This is a genomic window from Paenibacillus sp. J2TS4 (assembly GCF_018403245.1).
Classification (GTDB): domain Bacteria; phylum Bacillota; class Bacilli; order Paenibacillales; family NBRC-103111; genus Paenibacillus_L.
The window spans coordinates 212,336-229,253 of sequence record NZ_BOSH01000009.1 but is presented as its reverse complement, the minus strand read 5'-3'; the positions used below and the strand labels follow the sequence as shown (position 1 = coordinate 229,253).

Annotated in this window: 13 protein-coding genes and 1 other annotated feature; of the genes, 10 read left to right on the top strand and 3 right to left on the bottom strand. The window is 48.4% G+C overall.

The annotated features are described in order from the left end of the window. Positions 1-167: 167 nt before the first annotated feature. The 3 genes from KJS69_RS19590 to KJS69_RS19580 are packed head-to-tail and all read right to left on the bottom strand — an operon-like array spanning position 168 to position 3,577. A complete protein-coding gene (locus KJS69_RS19590) occupies positions 168-806 on the bottom strand; it encodes an ABC transporter ATP-binding protein (RefSeq protein WP_213585471.1) in 639 nt (212 codons plus the stop codon). Further along, positions 803-2,455 (bottom strand): ABC transporter permease, encoded by a 1,653-nt coding sequence (locus tag KJS69_RS19585; RefSeq protein WP_213585470.1) that lies wholly within the window; start codon positions 2,453-2,455, stop codon positions 803-805. Before KJS69_RS19585 ends, KJS69_RS19590 begins: the two co-directional genes overlap by 4 nt. A gap of 3 nt (positions 2,456-2,458) precedes the next feature. Then, complete coding sequence (locus KJS69_RS19580) at positions 2,459-3,577, bottom strand: Fe(3+) ABC transporter substrate-binding protein (protein ID WP_213585469.1); 1,119 nt, start codon at positions 3,575-3,577, stop codon at positions 2,459-2,461. Positions 3,578-3,950: 373 nt separating this feature from the next. Between KJS69_RS19580 and KJS69_RS19575 the strand changes: the two genes are divergently transcribed. From KJS69_RS19575 to KJS69_RS19530, 10 genes are all read left to right on the top strand, one after another. Further along, a complete protein-coding gene (locus KJS69_RS19575; RefSeq protein WP_213585468.1) occupies positions 3,951-4,139 on the top strand; it encodes a hypothetical protein in 189 nt (62 codons plus the stop codon). Between the two features lie 344 nt (positions 4,140-4,483). Continuing rightward, positions 4,484-5,479 carry an inorganic phosphate transporter gene (locus KJS69_RS19570; RefSeq protein ID WP_213585467.1) on the top strand — a complete coding sequence of 332 codons (996 nt, stop codon included), beginning with the start codon at positions 4,484-4,486 and terminating at the stop codon, positions 5,477-5,479. Between the two features lie 333 nt (positions 5,480-5,812). Next, positions 5,813-6,562 carry an ABC transporter ATP-binding protein gene (locus KJS69_RS19565; RefSeq protein ID WP_213585466.1) on the top strand — a complete coding sequence of 250 codons (750 nt, stop codon included), beginning with the start codon at positions 5,813-5,815 and terminating at the stop codon, positions 6,560-6,562. A 68-nt stretch (positions 6,563-6,630) separates the two neighbouring features. Then, positions 6,631-7,857, top strand: coding sequence for an ABC transporter permease (locus tag KJS69_RS19560; protein ID WP_213585465.1), 1,227 nt, complete (start codon positions 6,631-6,633; stop codon positions 7,855-7,857). A gap of 117 nt (positions 7,858-7,974) precedes the next feature. Beyond that, positions 7,975-8,367, top strand: coding sequence for a hypothetical protein (locus tag KJS69_RS19555; protein WP_213585464.1), 393 nt, complete (start codon positions 7,975-7,977; stop codon positions 8,365-8,367). 54 nt (positions 8,368-8,421) lie between these two features. Continuing rightward, positions 8,422-8,692 (top strand) — a binding site (T-box leader). A 117-nt stretch (positions 8,693-8,809) separates the two neighbouring features. Next, complete coding sequence (gene ilvA / locus KJS69_RS19550) at positions 8,810-10,075, top strand: threonine ammonia-lyase IlvA (RefSeq protein ID WP_213585492.1); 1,266 nt, start codon at positions 8,810-8,812, stop codon at positions 10,073-10,075. A 35-nt stretch (positions 10,076-10,110) separates the two neighbouring features. Beyond that, positions 10,111-13,197, top strand: coding sequence for an isoleucine--tRNA ligase (gene ileS / locus KJS69_RS19545; protein ID WP_213585463.1), 3,087 nt, complete (start codon positions 10,111-10,113; stop codon positions 13,195-13,197). Positions 13,198-13,272: 75 nt separating this feature from the next. After that, on the top strand, positions 13,273-14,166 hold the full coding sequence (locus KJS69_RS19540; RefSeq protein ID WP_213585462.1) for a type II toxin-antitoxin system PemK/MazF family toxin: 894 nt from the start codon (positions 13,273-13,275) through the stop codon (positions 14,164-14,166). Between the two features lie 478 nt (positions 14,167-14,644). Next, positions 14,645-14,998, top strand: a complete 354-nt coding sequence (locus tag KJS69_RS19535; RefSeq protein ID WP_213585461.1) for a hypothetical protein — start codon at positions 14,645-14,647, stop codon at positions 14,996-14,998. A gap of 302 nt (positions 14,999-15,300) precedes the next feature. After that, a complete protein-coding gene (locus tag KJS69_RS19530) occupies positions 15,301-16,908 on the top strand; it encodes a copper resistance CopC/CopD family protein (protein WP_213585460.1) in 1,608 nt (535 codons plus the stop codon). Positions 16,909-16,918 lie beyond the last annotated feature (10 nt).

Genomic DNA, 16,918 nt, shown 5'->3' with positions numbered 1-16,918 from the left:
CATTCCAAGACGCTATGTATTCACAGCATAACAGTTATTCAGAGGCCTACTGGTAAGAGTGGCCTCCTTCAAAAAAAGTGACATTTTCATAGCACAGATAAGGTGACATTTTCACAGACGTTTGACAGAGAGGAGCAAGAGAGGAGCAGGAGGACAGGCCCAACGCTCTAAACGATACTTATGGAGCGATCACAGATGGCTTCGATGTCCGCTTGATCGTGAGAAACAAAGAGACAGGTCATGCCCGCCTTGCTCAGAATCTGACGCAGCTCGCTGCGAATGGAGGATTTCAGATTAGCGTCCAGGTTGCTGAATGGCTCGTCCATCAACAGAATAGACGGCTGCGGGGCAAGCGCTCGCGCCAAGGCGACACGCTGCTGCTGTCCTCCGCTGAGCTCGTGAGGATATCTTTGGGCATAATCCGTAAGCTGTACCAGCTCCAGCATTTCGCGTAAGCGTTGATTTCGATCTGCACGTTTAAGCTTGTGCAGTCCAAAGGCAATATTGTCGGCCGTGTTCAGATGGGGGAAGAGCGCATAGTCTTGAAACACCATGCCCACACCGCGCTTTTCCGCGTCCAGACAGGTTCGTTCGTCCACGATGATGCGTCCCTCTATAGCTATGCTGCCCTCTTCAGGGACCTCCAGTCCGGCTACCAATCGGAGAAGGGTGCTTTTACCGCTGCCGCTCGGTCCCAGAATCCCGACTATTTCTCCTTTACGCATGGTGAAGGATAACTTATCGATGATCCGAGGCTGTCTTCTGGCATAACGGAACGAAATCTTTTCTACCTCAACATACGTCATGTCCTCTTCTCCTTTTCAAGCATCAGGATGAACAGCACGGAAATCAGACTGATTCCGATCAGCAGCAACGACGGCAAAGCCGCTTCAAAAATACGTTCATCCATCGCATATTGATAGGTCCGTGTAGCTAACGTGTCAAAATTGAATGGACGGAGCAGCAAGGTTAAGGGCAGTTCTTTGACGATTTCTACAAATGTAAGAACGAACCCCGTAAATACAGCCCCCTTCAAGAGCGGAAGCTCGATTTTGAAAAAGGTGCTGGTGGAGCTTCGTCCAAGCATTCTCGAAGCTTCCGAGTAGGTACGGGGGATTTTCTCGTACCCTGACTCGATGGCATTATACCCGGTCGCCATGAATCGAATGATATATCCGGTAACCAGCATAGAGAGAGACAGACTGAGGATAAGAACACCTTCTCCTTTGCCTAACCAAGCATAGAATGGAGATAACTGGCGGTCGAGTGCGATAAATATAGCCAGCACGCCGATCGCAATAATCGCCCCCGGTATAGCATAGCCAGCCGTCATGAGTCTGGAAATGGCATAGCCTAGCGATGAGGAAATCGTTCGCGATGTTCGCGCTGCCAGAAGAGCGATCACAATGATGATACAGGTCCCTATTAACGCACCCGTCAAGCTGTTCATCATTAAATCCATAAAATCCGATCTCCATACTTTTCGGTAAGTCCACGTTGTCCACACTATAATCTGGACCACAGGTATGAGAAAGGAAAGAAGAAAGACGATGGAGCACAGCAAGGTGGCGCCTAGCGCCGCGAATCCCTTCAAAGGCCGGGGATTGAGGGGCCGGCTCTGGCTTGTGGTGGAATTAAACTTGCGATTGCGCCGCAGAAACCGTTCAATGGCAAATATTCCAATAATAACGATCATTAGCCACGCGGCCAGCTTAATGGCTGAATCCACATCGTACATTCCGAACCAGGTTTGAAAAATAGCGGTGGACAACGTCTGAACCCCAAAATAACTGGCTACTCCATAGTCACTTAACACTTCAAATACGACCAGCATTCCACCGGCTATAATGGCCGGGCGGGAAATCGGCAGCACGACCCGAAAGAAAAGCGAGAATCGCTTGTGCCCGAGCAACATGGCATTCTCGATATAAGATGCGCTCTGCTTCTCAAGAAATGTGCGAGAAATCATGAAAACATAGGGAAATAAAAATAGCGTCATTATAAAAACAGCGCCACGGGTAGACATGATTTCTATCATACCGGGAGCTAGATTAATATCGAATTGGTTGCGCAGCGTTGCTTGAATAGTCCCGGTATAGCTTGTCATAGTAGCATAAGTAAAAGCAGCAATATAAGGAGGAACAGCGAGCGGCAGCATTAGCGCCCATCGGAAGAACCTTCTGAGCGGAAAGGTATATCCGACTACAAGCCAGGCCAAAACTACTCCGATTAAAGTAGCAAAAAAGCCAGTAAAAAGCACTAGCTTCGCAGAGCCGATAATATAATCTTTAAGCAGATATTGGGTTACATTATTCCAATTCTCATTAGCCGGTTGAATCAGTCCGGACAGCACATAAACGATGGGCAGCAGAATGACTGCTGCCCCGATCAGGCTTGTAATAAGCCATCCGTTTGTGTGCCTCCTGATGTTGCGTAGGAGTATTCTTATCTTCATCTATTATTTCCAGCCCACCTTGTTGGCGATTTCCACCGCCTTTGGATTAAACTCGCCATAAGCGGCGAAGTCGATCCCCTGATGCTTAAATTCTCCCCAGCTCTTGAGCAATTCCGGCATCTCGGCTTCCTTGTTTACCGGGAACTCGAAATTGGACTTAGAGATAACAGCCTGTGCTTCAGGAGCGGTCAAATATTCAATCAGTTTAATGGCATTATCTTTGTTCTTGCTATGTTTAATCAAGCCGGCACCGCTTATGTTCAGGTGCGTTCCTGTCGTATCCTGATTGGGGAAGAAGACGCCGACACTGTTGGCCACCTTGACCTCCTCCGGATCATCGGAAACCGACATGTGGCCTACGTAGTACGAATTCATGATAGCGACATCGCCTACACCGGCTACGATAGCTTTAGCCTGATCGCGGTCTCCGCCTTCCGGGTCGCGAGCCAGATTAGCGGCAATTCCGCTAGCCCAGGCTTCCGCTTCCTGCTCCCCATTGATGGCAATGAGCGAAGCCAGCAAGGATTGGTTATACAGGCTGGTGGAGGAGCGGGTTAGAAGCTTGCCCTTCCACTTGTCTTCAGCCAAATCTTCATAGGTGGAGAGCTCGGCTGGATCTATCCGATCCTTGGCATAGACAATAACACGCGCCCGGGTGGATAAACCGATCCAGTGACTGTCCTTATCCCGTAAATCAGAGGGGACTTGAGCGTCCACGACACTCGATTGAACGGGCTGCAGCAGCTCGGCGGTTTTCGCCGTATTCAGTATGCCTCCGTCAACGGTTATGAATAAGTCGGCCGGCGTGCTTGCCCCTTCACGCTTTATACGTTCAATCAACTCCGGAGCCTTGCCTTCTACGACGTTAACCTTGATTCCGGTTTGTTCTGTAAATTTGGCGTACAACTCAGCATCCACATCATAATGGCGAGCTGTATATATGTTGACTTCTCCACCGGTTTTACCGTTGGCTTCCGGCTGGGAAGTGCCGGCAGACTCAGGAGTCGGTGTCGGTGTTCCATCGCTCTGCGCACCTCCAGAACCTCCAGCCCCGCAACCGGTCAACAAAGAGATGACCAATATAGCAATCATAATGAATGATGATTTATAATTCAACCGCATGTTTCTTTACCTCCCTGAAATAACAAGCCTAGTTACTATTAAATCATTACTTTAATAAATCGACAATAATATTCATTCTCAACTATGTGGCAAAAAAAGAAATTTTCCCTCCATATTTCTATATGATTTAATAATAATGAAAATCATTATCATCGGAATGACTACGCTCTAGTATAACGATTGAAACGGAAAAAATAAAGTAGAAATTCTGTTTGATTTATAACGTGATTATGTCGAAAATGTGACTCCTTAGTGAGGATACAAAAAAAATTTAATTTTGCCCGTAACAAAACCTATTTCGAAGATGTCTTATATAGTAAGATGGGCTGTATCGGATGAAAGAACCGACGCCAACGATCGGAGGCAGAGTCATATGGGTCTTAATTCAAACTGCAAGACCTGTGGGAATAAAATATCGAAGAAAGCTAAATGGTGCCCCCATTGCGGGGAAAGTCATCTGGAACCACAGACCGAGAGAGTGATGTTTTTGTTGACGGGAGCCGCCGTCTTGTTTCTGCTGGCCGGATTTCTGGGAGGAATTGTAAACGCTATCATTAAATAAGAAAATAGATGTTCTTCGTTTTTCTGGAGAGAGAACAGGGTAAGCTAGTAATGATGCTTACATAAGCTGGAGACAATTTGTTGTGTGAATAGGGAAGGATAACCGATAGCCCGATTTCGCACTCTTTTGTTGTGAAATGGTTAAGATTTAGAGGCCTCTATATTCCATGTTGCGAAAATTGTAGAAGATAGTTAAAAATTATTAATGAAATTATAATGAATTGTGTTATTATTTGAATGTTGCCTAATTTGTGTTAACCTTTTGTGTGACCTTCGGATAAAAAACAAGCTGCCGGGTGTAGCTTTTCATAGATCTGCAACGTATGAAATATAGGGGGATCCCGTGTGACAATCATTATCATAGTTGTTCTACTGGCGCTTATTTTTGATTTTATTAACGGGTTTCACGATACGGCGAATGCGATTGCCACCTCGGTATCGACCAAAGCGTTGACACCCCGGACGGCGATTATGTATGCGGCGGTTCTCAACTTTGTGGGTGCGATTATTTTTGAAGGAGTGGCCAAGAATGTAGGCGGAAGCATTGCTGATCCTTTTCAAATTGAGAATGGTTTGCAAATTGTAATAGCCGCGTTAATCTCGGCCATTGCCTGGAATCTCATTACTTGGTATTTCGGTATTCCATCGTCCTCTTCTCACACTCTGATTGGGTCGCTGGCTGGCGCTGTTTTTGCCGGAGCCGGGTTGGATGCCATTAACTGGTCGGGCTTCAACAAAATTATTATCATCCTTATTTTATCGCCGGTTATCGCTTTTGTTGTCGGATATATAGTGTTGAATATTATCCGCTGGCTGATCTATCTGCTGGGGAATCGCTCTCCGAGTAAAGTCAACCGAAGTTTCCGGTTGATGCAGATCGTTTCCGCAGGAGCCCAAGCTTTTTCCCATGGAGCTAACGATGCTCAGAAAGCAATGGGCATAATTGTTTTTGCGCTCATTGCGGGAGACTTTCAGACAGAGCTGCACGTTCCTTTTTGGGTTAAGGCCGCGGCGGCTACCGCGATGGGGCTTGGAACCGCCTTTGGCGGGATGAAGATCATCAAGACAGTGAGCAAGAAAATTATTAAAATCGAGCCGATGAACGGGTTTGCTTCCGACCTGACATCAACGCTTGTCTTGCAAACCGCAACTCATTACGGGATGCCTCTTTCGACAACCCATGTCATTACGTCGGCCATTATTGGAACAGGCAGTGCGGTCCGCTTCCGCTCCATTAATTGGGGAACGGTCGGGCAAATGATTATGACCTGGGTCATTACTATCCCGATTTCGATGGTCTTGGCTTTTGTCATTTACAAGTTGATGATGATGCTATTCTAGAGGAATCGTATGCGGAACGCAGGGATACTTCGATTGTTACCAAACTAAATATAGCAACATCATCTTTCTATATCATTCATGGCAGGCTGCGCAGCCTGCTTTTTTTATTCCTCCGGGTTCGGAAATGGATTGTTCAGACTCCCAAGAAAAATCAAATATCGTTGAACTTTTTCCTATAAACTTATGGAAAGGCACTTATGGAAAGGCTTATGTAAATGCCATTACAAAAGGGATTAGAATCTTAAATCTGCTAACTTTTTCTCCGTTTTTGGAAACTAACGACGGTATAGTTCGTAATACCTAATAATAATCAAGTTCGAAAGAGGGGAGAACATGACAACCGAACAGACCTCTTCCGCCAACCAGAGCCAGCTTTCCTTCCACGATGCTCAGGCAGAACTGTTGAAGGTTCATATAGAAAGCGCAGGGTATACCGATCGGGACGCTGTAATTAGCGATGTCGATTTCTCTATTAGCCCCGGACAACTGGTAGGATTGATTGGTCCTAACGGTGCGGGGAAAAGTACAACCGTTAAAGCCATTCTCGGCCTGCTCACCGATTTTCGGGGAGACATTACGATGAACGGCACTTATTCCTATATTCCCGAGCATCCGATTCTGTATGATCGGTTAACGCTATGGGAGCATCTGGAGCTTGCGGCCAGCGCCTGGGAGCTGGAGCAGGGGGTATTCGAAGCCCGAGCAGAGAAATTGCTGGCTAAATTCAGAATGACGGAGGTAAGGCATCATCTGCCGTCTAGCTTCTCCAAAGGAATGCAGCAAAAAGTTATGCTCATTCTCGCTTTTCTGCATGAGCCGGTTTTGTATATTGTGGACGAGCCCTTTATTGGCCTGGATCCGCGTGCCATTAAAGATTTCTTGGAATTATTGAATGAAAAACGCAGACGCGGAGCAGGCGTGCTTATGTCCACCCACGTGTTGGACACAGCGGAAAAGATTTGCGACTCCTTCTTGCTAATGAACGAAGGCCGACTTGCAGCCCAGGGCGATTTGGAGTCCATTCGTCAGCAATGCGGAATGCCGGGAGAATCGTTGTTTGAATGCTTCAACTCGCTTCTTTGATCAGATCCTGCCTAGTCCAGAACTAACCCGGACAGAAAAAGCAGCCTTTCCCAAGGAGATAAGATTAGATGATGACACCTCAACAATTATTTGCGCGAAGATTAAAAGAAAACGCCAAATTTCAATGGAGTATATTGAATATGACCGTAGATTGGACAGTGGCTTTGTACATTGTCGTGCCTGCGCTTTTCTTCCTCTCTATTCAATATTATGACTGGATGGTCACCCCTCCAGAGTGGTTTAGCTATATTCCGTTCGCGCTAGTTTCCTTCGTTTTATTTCTTTATGCCAGCTCGGGGACGTTACGCTGCTTTCTTGAGGCAGCGGATCAATTGGTTCTGCTGCAGCATCCTCATTGGGTCAGAGAATTGAGAAGACGAGGCTTGCTCTATACTCTGACGAAACAGTTAATCGAGACGGCGGCCATCCTCAGCTTCCTAACCCCCTTCCTCACCTTTGCGTACTCGTTTACGGCGGCTACTATTGTATGGCTGGGGATCTTTACTTATTTGTATAAATTGAATTCACAGCTCATCTGGCCATTGTTGGAGACAAGGTATTCCGGCTGGAGGCTGGTTTTGCTGCAAATCCCACTTTTTTGCATTAGCTTCTTTCTTTATTTTTCGGGAAGCTACTGGATCATGCCGATTCAACCGCTGGCTCTTCTGCTCTGCATCCTGCTGAGCTTTGCCGCTCTTGTCTTATGGAAGAAGAAGCTTCAGGGAGCCCGGGCGCTAATGGTTCAGGATATCCGCCGTGATTACGAGGCGAAGATGAAATTCACAGGCTTTGTGCTTGCTAATGTCACATCTATACAGCCCAAATCGGGGAGAAAGCGTCCCTTGTTATTCCGTTCCTCCAACCGGTTGTTTAATAAAAGGACGGCCGCCAACGGAATAGCAGAAACCGGAATAAAATTATTTTTTCGTTCAAAACCGTCGGTTCTTCTGTACATCCAGTTTGTTTCGGTTTGTTCATTTGGGATGATCGCTTTGCCTTTCCCAATGAAATGGGTGCTTTGGGCGGCAGCCGCATTCCTGTTGTCGTACATGGTGAAGCAGAATGGGCAGGAATCCAGGAAAGGTCCTTTTATTAAGATGTTTTCCTGGAAGGACGGAGTGATCCGCGAAGCGACCAAAAGAATGATTGTCTTCACCGCAATGCCGGGATACCTTATCATAAGCGCGGTGTTGGGCGCAGCAGTCTATTCCTGGCTGGGAGCCATGCTGCTTCTGCCGGTCGGCGGGGTATTAGGCTATTGGGCCGCAGGACTTCTTACGATGTTTGATAGATAAGTATGAACCCGGCTCCAAACGGTTAACCTAATCGAAAATAAGCCCTATAAGTAAGTGAAGACAAAGGGATTTATTGAAGACAATCTCTATAAAATTGTTGGATTAGGAGTGGACTTAATGGAAAATGCAAATGCGGTTTCCTTCGAATTCGATCACCCTGGATCGGCCGTCCAGGCCTGCGATATGTTGAATGAGCTGGGCTACAAAAGCAAGCTGGTGGTTAGCATTCAGGTAGAGCGCGGGGATCTTACCTCTGCTTTGGAAATTGCCCAGGCCCATGGGGGAAGGCTGCAAGAAACCCACCGCGGGCAAGAGGAACGAGTGCTTGCCTCCGCTTATGGCATGGATGGAATTTCGATTCCTGCTCATACGGTAAATGAAGACTGGCCTGACAGCTATTTGCAGCAGGGTGCTGCCGATCCGGCGAATCAAGCAGAGGATGGGCAACCTTCAGTGTTTGATCCATCGGGGGACGACTATGATCATTTTTCCGCCGGCATCCATTTGTAGACCATTGACACCGCCTTAAAAACACGGTATAACTATTATTAAATTAATTTTCTGATAAATTCGTTGAAGAGAAAGAGTAAGCTGTGATTTTGTTCCCCAGAGAGTTGGCGCCTCCGCTGAAAGCCAACGTTCAGAACATAGCCGAAAATCATCTCTGAGAAGTAAAGCTGAACTTTGTGAGTAAGCTTTACCGGGAGTCCGCCGTTACAAGGAACGCGTATGATAGTACGTTGTTGAGCGCCGCAGTGCTTTTTTCGGATATTATGCTTATATTCCGGCACGGCGGAATTAGGGTGGTAACGCGAGCTTAAGTCTCGTCCCTTGTCGGGGACGGGACTTTTTTATTTGGATTCGGGGGTGGAGAAAGAAAGGGAGCTCCAGGGCGAGTTTTGGCTTTGTATTCCTACCTTCCGAAGGACTATTGGTAAAGAAGGGGATAATGATGAATCAAATGAACACGAAAAACACCGTAGGCATGGAAGATATCGTATATGCCCATCATGTGCTGAAAGAAGTTATTGTACGGACTCCGCTGCAGAGGGATAAAATTCTGTCCGATCGTTATGATTGCAACGTGTACTTGAAAAGGGAAGATTTGCAGGTCGTCCGTTCCTTCAAAATCCGTGGAGCTTATCACTGGATTCGCACGCTGTCCGCTGAAGAATGTGCCCGCGGGATCGTCTGCGCGAGTGCCGGCAACCATGCGCAGGGAGTCGCTTTTTCCTGCAATGCTTTGCAAATTCAAGGCAAAATCTTTATGCCGAGCACGACGCCAAGGCAGAAAGTTACCCAGGTCAAATTATTCGGGGGATCTTATGTTGAAGTTATTTTGACCGGGGATACGTTTGACGATGCCTATGCGGAAGCCGTTCAAACGTGCGAGCAGTCCGGGATGATCTTCATTCACCCGTTTGATGATCCGAAGATCGTTGCCGGCAACGGCACGGTAGGGATGGAAATATTAGAGAGCATGGACGGCGGGGCGGATTATATTTTTGTAACCGTCGGTGGCGGTGGTCTGGCGGCAGGTGTGGGCACCTATGTTAAAACGATTAGCCCCGCGACCAAAGTGATCGGCGTCGAGCCAGCCGGCGCTCCTTCCTTGAGTGAAGCGATTGCTAACAATGAGCCGGTCACACTGGAGAACATGGATAAGTTCGTGGATGGAGCTGCGGTCAAACGGGTAGGGGAATTGACCAGCGCTATCTGTAGAGAAGTGCTAGATGATGTGCTGCTTGTTCCGGAAGGAAAGGTGTGCACAAGCATTCTCGATTTGTATAACGAAAATGCTATCGTTGCGGAGCCGGCCGGCGCACTGCCCATAGCAGCGTTGGATCTGTATCGGGAGCAAATCCGCGGCAAGAACGTCGTCTGTGTCATCAGCGGCGGCAATAATGATATCGACCGGATGCAGGAAATTAAAGAGAGGTCGCTGATTTACGAGGGGCTGAAGCATTATTTTACCGTCAATTTTCCGCAGCGGGCTGGCGCTCTCCGGGAGTTTCTGGACCATGTGCTTGGGCCGAACGATGATATTACCCGGTTTGAATATACGAAAAAACATAATAAAGATAATGGACCGGCGCTGGTCGGGATTGAATTGAAATGCCGGGAGGATTATGTTCCCTTAATTGAAAGAATGGAAAAGAAAGGCTTCCAGTACACGGAGCTCAATAAAGATCCGGTCCTGTTCAATTTATTAATTTGACCTTGAAAATAAAATTAAAGAAAGGGGAGGCCAGGATGAAGCCGGTAGACGTTAGGGAAAATGCGCGGGAGCGGGAGCGGCGCATTCTGAAGGAGTGGGCGGACAAAGGAACGTTCGCTAAATCGACGGAGGCTGCTGCGGACAAGCGGAATTTTGTTTTTTATGAAGGACCGCCTACGGCGAATGGGGCTCCGCATATTGGACACGTGCTCGGCCGGGTGATCAAAGATTTCATCGGCCGTTATAAGACGATGACCGGATACCGGGTCATCCGCAAAGCCGGTTGGGATACGCACGGGCTTCCCGTCGAGCTCGGAGTGGAGAAGCAGCTCGGCATTTCCGGCAAGCAGGAAATTGAGCATTACGGAGTCGCTGAATTTGTCCGCCAATGCAAATCGAGCGTATTCGAGTATGAAAAGCAATGGCGGGACTTGACGGAGGCGATTGGCTATTGGACTGACCTGGATAATCCCTATGTGACGTTAACTAACGATTATATCGAGAGCGTATGGTATATTTTGTCCCAAATCCACCATAAGGGCTTGCTCTATCGGGGGCATCGCGTCAGTCCATACTGTCCGAGCTGCCAGACCTCGCTCAGTTCCCATGAGGTTGCTCAAGGCTATGAGGACGTTAAAGATTTGAGCGCTACTGTGAAATTTGTGTCCAAGCAATCCGGGGACATCTTCCTGGCTTGGACGACAACTCCGTGGACCCTTCCGGCCAATACGGCTTTGGCCGTTAACCCTGACCTCGCGTACGCCCGGGTCCGGCAAGGGGAGGAAGTATATATCGTCGCGGAAACTCTCGCAGAACAAGTTATGAACGGCGATTACGAGGTGCTGTCCGTTCATTCCGGTGCCGAGTTCATCGGGACGGCCTATCAACCTCCATTTGCCTTTGCTCCGCTGAATAAGGGGCATGTCGTCATCGGCGCGGAATTCGTAAGCGATACAAGCGGTACGGGGATCGTTCATATCGCTCCGGCTCATGGAGAGGACGACTATCGCGCTTGTCGACATAATAATATCGACATGCTCCAGGTTGTGGATGCCTCTGGCCGGTATATAGAGGCGGTTGCTCCATTGGCCGGACGTTTCGTCAAAGATTGCGACGTCGATATTGTTAAAGATTTAGCAGCCCGGAACCTTCTGTACTCCAAGGAACGGTATGAGCACAGTTATCCCTTCTGCTGGCGCTGCCATTCGCCCCTGCTTTATTACGCCATGGAAAGCTGGTTTATCCGGACCACAGCGGTGAAGGAACAGCTGATCGAGAACAATCAGAACGTACGCTGGTATCCGGAGCATCTCCGGGATGGGCGGTTCGGCAAATTTCTCGAGGAGTTGATCGATTGGAATATAAGCCGCAATCGGTACTGGGGGACTCCTCTCAACGTATGGATCTGCCGGGATTGCGAATGTGAATATACACCCGAGTCCAGGGAGGACCTGCGCCGCCGGTCGGTCACCCCTCTGGACAGCGAGATGGAACTGCACAAGCCCTATGTGGACGAAGTCCAATTGACTTGTCCGCAATGTGCCGGGGTGATGGAACGCACCCCGGAAGTGATTGATGTGTGGTTTGACAGCGGCTCAATGCCCTTTGCACAATATCATTATCCGTTTGGCGATAAGCAGCAGTTTGCAGAGCAGTATCCTGCTGACATGATCTGCGAAGGGATTGATCAGACCCGGGGCTGGTTCTTCAGCCTGCTGGCGGTCTCTACCCTGTTGAACGGCCAGGCTCCTTATAAGGCAGTTATGTCGACAGGACATATTCTGGACGAGAATGGTCAGAAAATGTCCAAGAGCAAAGGGAATGTAATTAATCCGTGGGAAATCATTGAGGAGTTCGGAGCGGATGCTTTTCGCTGGGCACTACTAGCAGACAGCGCCCCTTGGAACAATAAGCGCTTTACGAAGTCTCTAGTCGCCGAAGCTAAATCGAAGGTAATCGATACGTTGACCAACGCTCATTCCTTCTATGTTCTTTATGCGACGATTGACGACTTCCGGCCGGAGGAGCATCCGGAAGAGAGGCCGGTTCATCAACTGGACCGCTGGATTCTTTCCAGATTGAACAGCACGCTTAAGGATACGGTTCGCGGACTCGAAGGATACGACTTCCTTAATCCGGCCAAAAGCATAGAAGCGTTCATCGATGAGCTGAGCAACTGGTACATTCGTCGCTCTCGTGACCGCTATTGGGGACATGGGCTGACAGATGACAAAATTTCCGCTTATCAGACGCTGCGGACCGTGCTGCTTACCGTCAGCCGAATGATCGCTCCTTTCGCTCCGTTCTTGGCGGAGGATTTGTACCTCAACTTGAACGGAGGAGGAGAGAGCGTCCATCTTGCTGCTTTCCCGGCGCCGGAGGAGGCGTGGATCTCTCCCGAATTGGAGCAAGGAATCGCGACCGCCCGTAAAATCGTTGAACTGGCCCGCAGCGTGCGCAACGATACCGGAATCAAGACAAGACAACCGTTGTCCGGGCTTGCGGTGACGCTCGATTTTGCCTTTGATCTTCTTCCTTATGAGGAGATGATCAGAGAAGAAATCAACGTGAAGACGGTAACTTTAACCGGAAATCACAATGAATTTGTCGATCAGACGGTTAAGCTGAACTGGAAATTGGCCGGTCCCAAATTCGGCAAGTTGGCGAACGACATCCAGCCATACCTGCAAGGCTTAAATCCGGCTCAAATTCAACAAGGGCTGGAGCAGGGGAGCTTCGAATGGGAGAACGGTGGCACAACGATGAGAGTCTCTCTGGAAGAGCTTATTGTAGAGACCCGTACCAAAGAAGGCTTCGCTGCCGCTTCAGGATCGGGAATTACCGTCACGCTGGACACTCGCCTAACCCCCGAGCTTCTTCAGGAAGGAACGGTGCGCGAGCTGATCAGGGCAGTGCAGGATAAGCGGAAGAAGCTGCAGCTCCCGATTGACAGACGGGTGCGTCTGCTTGTCCATGCAGATGCAGAAGGGGAGCGCGCTATTCGCCGCTTTGAGTCGGTGCTCCAGGAGGGAGTGCTGATCTCGGAGCTGGAATTCCGCCGTGTCGAAGAGATGGAGGAGATCCATGCGGGGAGTGGGCAAATCGCCTTCTATATTGAATAAAAAAGACGATTCACCGGCAAACTAATTCACTACAAATGACCTCTATAACTGTTTAGAGAAAAGGAGCCGGTGATCGTGGACCATTCTATGCTCCCGATGGAGGCTGAACCACCGCAAGGCCATGCTGTCGAGATGCCGCTGGGAAAGCATGGAATGCTTGGAGCGGCAGAGGGATCAGAAGAGAGCCTAATCTCTATGATCCATACGACAGGTCCTCTGTGGTTTACTAAATTAAAATTATTTTCGGAATGCGAGCAAGTGAAGCTGACCAAGGACTCCCGCGGAAAATATACTCCCCACTACGAGCGGAGGGACATCGTCCATTGTAAATTTTCAGGTGTCGGCTCCGAATATAGCGGGGGGCATTACGCCATAGTCTGGGAAGACAATCCGTATTTCGAAGACATCACCGTCATCCCGGCCACCAGCCAGAGGAAGACGGAGCATGCCAATGTCTTCCCGGTCGGGAAGCTGCGCGGCCTGCCGCAGGGCTGTACCACCTTGCTCGTATCCGATTTAACAAGAATATCGAGAAAAAGAATTACTTCTCATCACGGCAAGCTGCATCCCGCCTGGGAATCGCGAATTTGTCAGGCGATTGCGGTCACCTTTGAGAAAGAAAGAACGCTCGAGGAGATCGTGCGAGAACAATGCGGCGCGGCGCTGCCCGAGAACCTTCCGTTATTTGCCGGATTGCGTTTCCGTCCCTCCCGGTTTATAGGGTACTGTCCGGACAGGGATGAGCTGGCGTACCGGTTGTGGAACGAAACAAAGGAAGAGAGGCTTACTATGCTTAGCCCCAAGAAGCCCTTTTCAATAAAACGAAAAAAAACGCTTATGAAAAATATGTTCTATGGCTGTGAAGAGCAAAGAGCGGAGGCTCTGGAGCTATACGAAAGGTACTATGGGGATGGAGCACGGAGAGAAGAACAACCGCCTCGCGGCACCCCACTGAGCATAGATGGCTAAATGGTTGCAAAATATAACAACTAAATGCATCGTCGACTACATGGATTGACAACTAAATGGATTTCATGCAGCTAGTTTGCTCCGTTGGGGGTTAAAAACGAAAACGAAGTGGAAAATCTCCATCTATTTTATGCCGAAAGAAGGATATCAGCAAAAAACCTCCATTTTAAACGCGGTTTTTCCATCTAGTCCAGTTCATTTGCCCCATTCGCTTCAATTTACCTTCACTAAATACAGTTAAACACTGTTACCCTTCTCCTAGGCGAAAAATGACCTAAAGAGATAGGCACGTCATCCAAGGTAGGCTAACAGCCCGAATTTGACCGAAAACGGGCATTTAACTCAAATCTTAATAAATATTTAAGAAAATGTGTACTTTTTAGTCACATTTTTTTAATTTGTCTTTAAGGTTGAAAAGGTATGCTATAGGAAATTAGTTGAATTGTCCCTGGCATTTCAATGAAAAGGAGGAAGGCACATGATAAGCAGCGCACCACAAACCGTTAAGTCCTGGTTGGATAAATTCCAAGTGAAAACTGCGGCGAAGCCTCCAGAAACAAGCTCAGGAAGCGCCAAATCAAGGAGAAGGAAACAGAAGCAGGAAACGAAGAAATGCCCGGTCTGTCAGAAAAAACATAATGTTAATTTTATATCATCCATCAAGCACTGGTACTGTGTTCAATGTGACACGGAGTTCGACCGCAATAATGTCATCTATATTTATGACGATAACGGTGAATTAATTGAAGTGATTTCGGACAAGCCCGGTATCTGGGATCATTTGAAGCTGGGCAAAACGAAAAAAGGAATCATCATGACCCTGACCGTATGAGTGGATCGGAACAATAACCGTAAATTGTAGATTAAGTAGTTAACATGAGGACCTGCCCTGTTAAGGGCGGGCGGCGGACGGCAGCCGAACCGGCGAAATCTGGTTCGGCTATTTGTGCGTTTTGTCATGGAAAGTTCAATCATATAGCCCGAACGAGCCATACCTTCTGGTCAAGTTATTCGATATGGTGATAAGATGTAGTATGGAGTCTGCAAGTGTCCGGTTCCTTCAGCAGCAGGGGACAATCATACAAAAGTGACATCCAGAAGCAATTTTTCAAGGCAGGAAGGGGATCGTAGCCATTGCTTAATGCAAGACGCTGGTTCATTATAGTTCTTCTCATGCTGTTCATACTGCCTCAGCAAGTGTTGGCTCATGCTTCTTTGATCCAGTCGGTTCCGGAAGCGGAAAGCCAGATGGACGTTTCTCCGGAGAGAATAGTGCTTACCTTTAATCAACAGCTAGAGCCGAATTCTCAAATTAAAGTAGTGGATTATCGCAAGAATGAAGTGACCAATCAGAAAGCTGTTCTAAGTGGGGATAATCGGGAGTTGAGCTTGGAGCTTCCGGGAATGCAGAATGGAACCTACACGGTCACCTACAGGGTTACGTCGAAGGATGGCCATCCTGTTACCGGATCTTACGTATTCACCGTCGGAGAGCCGGATCTCGCGCAATTGGCGGCCCAACGAGCGGCGTTGTCCGGGTCCGGCAAGCTCTCCTGGCAAATGGGATGGATGGATTACGCCGGCTATCTGGTCAGAATGATCTATTATATCAGCATGTTATGTGTAACCGGCTGGGTATTCTGGCGGCTATTTTATCGAAAACCATCCGAGTCGGTCATCCAGATAGATCGGGGCTGGTCCCTGACCTTGCAGCGGGTTTATTTGTTGGCGCTTATTTTGTTAATCGCAGTGGAGATGCCTCCGGCCATCGGAGAATGGACATCGGACAATCTTGTGTCCTTCTTGGGGACAACGACAGCGATTTCCTGGATGGTCTCACTCGGGCTGTCTTTATTGGGCTTTGTTATTCTTAACCGCTCCAGATTAGTCGATGTTCTATGGCTCGTTCTGCTGCTTGCGGCCAAAAGCTTTAATGGCCACGCCAACGGACTGGTAGATGGAAAAAATGCAGTGCTGATCGATTTAATCCATTTATTAGCCGCGGCCGTGTGGGTCGGCGGGCTGTTATATCTTGCCGCCCATTGGCGGAAAAACAGAGAGCATGCGCTGAAGTTCCTGCCGCAGTTTTCATTCCTGGCGCTGGACAGCATGATTCTGCTGGTGCTGTCGGGAGTCTTTATCCTGCTCCTGTTTCTTCCTAATCCGAAATATTTGTTATATACCCAATGGGGGACTACCCTGTTGATCAAAGCGGGTCTGGTTCTTGTAGTTATGGTGGCGGGTGTCATTCTGAGGCGGTTCATCAAGAAAAAGAAGTTCAGCTCGCTGATGACAGCCGTCAAAATCGAAATCGGCTTAATGGTTCTCATTGTTTCTATTGTCGGTGTGTTGACCGCACTTAATCCGCTGCCGCCGAATAAGCCGCTCAATTGGCATGAGATGGGGGAAGAGCTTCACATGTCTGCCAAGATAGCTCCGAACATTCCGGGCTCTCGCAATACTTTCACGGTTCAAGTCTGGGTTCCGAAGGAAGAAGAAGAGCCGGAGAAGGTTCAAATGATTCTTAAACATATTAATGAAGAAGGCATTGAACCGATTCAGATTCCTCTGCAGCCGTCTTCCGCTAACAAGGAACAGGGATGGTTTCCCGGTTATACCCAGTATGTTTATGACAATGAGGGCTCCTCTCTGGCTTTTCCCGGCGAATGGACGGTGGAGGTACGGGTTACCCTGGCTAACGGGGAGAGTAAAGAATACGAGAGATCAATGAAAGTATATTAAGTTATTGGTG